This window comes from Phenylobacterium sp. (genome assembly GCF_044372605.1).
GTDB lineage: Bacteria > Pseudomonadota > Alphaproteobacteria > Caulobacterales > Caulobacteraceae > Phenylobacterium.
Window position 1 is genome coordinate 1 of record NZ_JBILRO010000319.1, and the last position, 3,028, is coordinate 3,028.

General features: G+C 65.6%; 5 protein-coding genes. All 5 read right to left on the reverse strand.

Going from position 1 to position 3,028, the window contains the following annotated elements:
- A partial coding sequence (locus tag ACIQ42_RS17530; RefSeq protein WP_397423515.1) for a dihydrolipoyl dehydrogenase family protein occupies nucleotides 1–887 on the reverse strand: 887 nt, incomplete at its 3' end.
- Nucleotides 888–890: 3 nt separating this feature from the next.
- On the reverse strand, nucleotides 891–1,358 hold the full coding sequence (locus ACIQ42_RS17535; RefSeq protein ID WP_397423516.1) for a PIN domain-containing protein: 468 nt from the start codon (nucleotides 1,356–1,358) through the stop codon (nucleotides 891–893).
- Nucleotides 1,355–1,606 carry an antitoxin gene (locus tag ACIQ42_RS17540; RefSeq protein ID WP_397423517.1) on the reverse strand — a complete coding sequence of 84 codons (252 nt, stop codon included), beginning with the start codon at nucleotides 1,604–1,606 and terminating at the stop codon, nucleotides 1,355–1,357. Before ACIQ42_RS17540 ends, ACIQ42_RS17535 begins: the two co-directional genes overlap by 4 nt.
- 59 nt (nucleotides 1,607–1,665) lie before the next feature.
- Complete coding sequence (odhB, locus tag ACIQ42_RS17545) at nucleotides 1,666–2,868, reverse strand: 2-oxoglutarate dehydrogenase complex dihydrolipoyllysine-residue succinyltransferase (RefSeq protein WP_397423518.1); 1,203 nt, start codon at nucleotides 2,866–2,868, stop codon at nucleotides 1,666–1,668.
- Between the two features lie 53 nt (nucleotides 2,869–2,921).
- The coding region (locus ACIQ42_RS17550; protein WP_397423519.1) for a hypothetical protein at nucleotides 2,922–3,028 on the reverse strand (107 nt) is incomplete at its 5' end.

A 3,028-nucleotide genomic window follows, 5' to 3' on the forward strand; every position in this document is an offset into this window, starting at 1 on the left:
CCGCGCTTGTCGGTCTCGATCCCCACGCTGTCCAGCCCCAGGCCCTCGGTGTAGGGTTTGCGCCCGATGGCCAGCAGCACATAGTCGGCGTCTATCGTCTCGGCGGCGCCCCCGGCCACAGGCTCGCAGGTCAGGCTGACGCCCTTCTTGGTGGTCTTGGCGCCGGTGACCTTGGAGCCCAGCTTGAAAGCGATGCCCTGTTTGGTCAGCACGCGCTGGAAGGTCTTGGCCACCTCGGCGTCCATGCCGGGCGTGATCCGGTCAAGGAACTCCACCACCGTCACCTTGGCGCCCAGCCGGCGCCAGACCGAGCCCAGTTCCAGCCCGATGATCCCGGCGCCGATCACCACCAGATGGCCGGGTACTTCCGACAGCGTCAGCGCGCCGGTGGAATCCACGATCCGGTCCTGATCAACGACCACGCCCGGCAGGCCGGCGGGCTCGGAGCCGGTGGCGATCACGATGTTCCTGCCCTCCAGCACCGTCAGGGTTCCGTCCTCGGCGGTGACCTCCACCTTGCCGGCGCCCGCGATCTTGCCCGCGCCCCTGATCCAGTCGGCCTTGTTCTTCTTGAACAGGAACTCGATGCCCTTGGTGAGCGCGCTGACCGACTCGGCCTTCTGCGCCATCATCTGCGGCAGGTTGAGACGCGGCGTCACCTCGATGCCGAGCCTGGAGAACTCGGTGTTGGCGGCGGCGTACAGTTCCGACGCGTGCAGCAGGGCCTTCGAGGGCATGCAGCCGACGTTCAGGCAGGTGCCGCCCAGCGTGGCGCGTTTCTCAACGCAGGCCACCTTCAAGCCCAGCTGCCCCGCGCGGATAGCGGCATTGTAGCCGCCAGGGCCGCCGCCGATGATGATGACGTCGTAGGGGGTAGCTTCGGCCATGGGTCAGTCCTTGGTGGGGTCGGGCAAACTAGCCAGGCCGCCGGTGAGGTCAATCGGCCCGGCGGGATCGGACCAATCGATCAAGTGGAGGCCTTCAATTTCCTGAAAATCTCGTACGTTTCCGGTCACAACGGTCCAGCCGCGCGCCAGGGCTTGTCCGGCGATCAGCGTATCGTAGCTGGGGAGCCGCCGGCCAATGCGATCCCGCTCGGCGCGCAAGCGTCCGGTCGCCACCGCATCTTCCCAGGTCCAGGGCTCAACGCGAAGATCGGCCAGAAGCCGGCTAAGGGTCTCAAACTGAAGACCTGGGCGCGCACTCAGCTGGGCGCCAAGCACGAGCTCCTGAGCGACAATTGTGGAGACTACCAACTCCGAACCAGAGGCAAGGGCGTGATCCATACGTTCACGAACGTATCGCTTGGCGCCTCGCATGACGTCGACGAGCACATTCGAATCAAGGCTGAGGATCAAAAGCGAAACTTCGGATCCGGAGATGGGGGATCTTCAGGCGGATCTGGAAAAGGTTCACCTGCGGCCTCCTGCAAGGCGTCAAGCTCGGCCCAAAGCTGGGTGAAGTCTCGCACCTCAGGTTCCAGAATGACCATGTCGCCGACCTTGCGAATACGAACCTCCCCACCATCGAAACGGAACTCTTTCGGCAACCGCACGGCCTGGCTGCCGCCGTGCGTAAAGAGTTTCGCCGTCTTGTGCGCGCCCATGACGAGCTCCGTATCTACACCTCATAGATACGTCGAGAGACGACCAATTTCAACCTGTCCTATACGTCCAGCAACAGCCGCTGCGGATCCTCGATGGCCTCTTTCACGTGCACCAGGAAGGTCACCGCGCCCTGACCGTCCACGACGCGGTGGTCATAGCTCAGCGCCAGATACATCATCGGCCGGATCACGACCTGGCCGCCGACCACCATGGCCCGGTCCTGGATCTTGTGCATGCCGAGGATGCCGGACTGGGGGGCGTTGAGAATCGGCGTCGACATCAGCGAGCCGTAAACCCCGCCGTTGGAGATGGTGAAGGTGCCGCCCTGCAGGTCTTCCAGGGCCAGCTGGCCGTCACGGGCCTTGCGACCCAGGGCGCCGATTTCCTTTTCCACGCCGGCCAGGCTCATCATGTCCGCGTCGCGGACGACCGGCGTGACCAGCCCCTTCTCGGTGCCGACGGCGACCGAGATGTCGTAGTGGTTCTTGAAGATGATGTCGGTTCCGTCGATCTCGGCGTTGACCTCGGGCACCTGTTTCAGGGCATGGACGACCGCCTTCACGAAGAAGCTCATGAAGCCCAGCTTCACGCCGTGGCGCTTCTCGAAGACGTCCTTGTATTGATTGCGCACGGCCATCACGGCGCTCATGTCCACCTCGTTGAAGGTGGTCAGCATGGCCGCGGCGTTCTGGGCTTCCTTCAGCCTGCGCGCGATGGTCTGGCGCAGGCGGGTCATCTTCACCCGCTCCTCGCGCTCGTGGACCGGACGAGGGGCGCTGGCGGCGGGGGCGGCGACCGGCGCGGCGGCGCGGGCCTCAAGGGCTGCCAGCGCGTCGCCCTTGGTCACACGGCCGTCCTTGCCGGTTCCGGGAATAGCGGCCGGCGAGAGATTGTTTTCCGCGGCGATCCGCTGGGCTGACGGCGCCAGCACCGGCTCAGCCACCGCCTTCGCGACCGGAGCGGGTGCGGCGACCTTGGGGGCCTCGACCTTGGGCGCAGCTGCCGCCTTGGGCGCCGCGGCGACGGCACCCTCCGTGATCCGACCCAGCAGAGCGCCAGGCTCCACGGTCGCGCCCTCCTCGGCCGTAATGGCTGTGAGCACGCCGTCAGAAGGCGAGGCTACCTCAAGGCTGACCTTGTCGGTTTCCAGTTCCACCAGGATCTCGTCCTTGCGGACCGCATCGCCGGCCTTCTTCGCCCAGCGCGCCACCGTTGCTTCGGTGACAGACTCGCCCAGGGCGGGGGTCATGATGTCGGCCATTGGGGGGATCAGCTCCTTGGATCGCAGTCAAACGCAGGCGGGGTCGTTGTGGTTCAGGCGAACGCTTCCGTCAGGAAGGCATCCAGTTCTTTCAGGTGGCGGCTCATCAATCCGGCGGCGGTCGAGGCGGAGGCCGGGCGACCCACATAGCGGGCGCGCT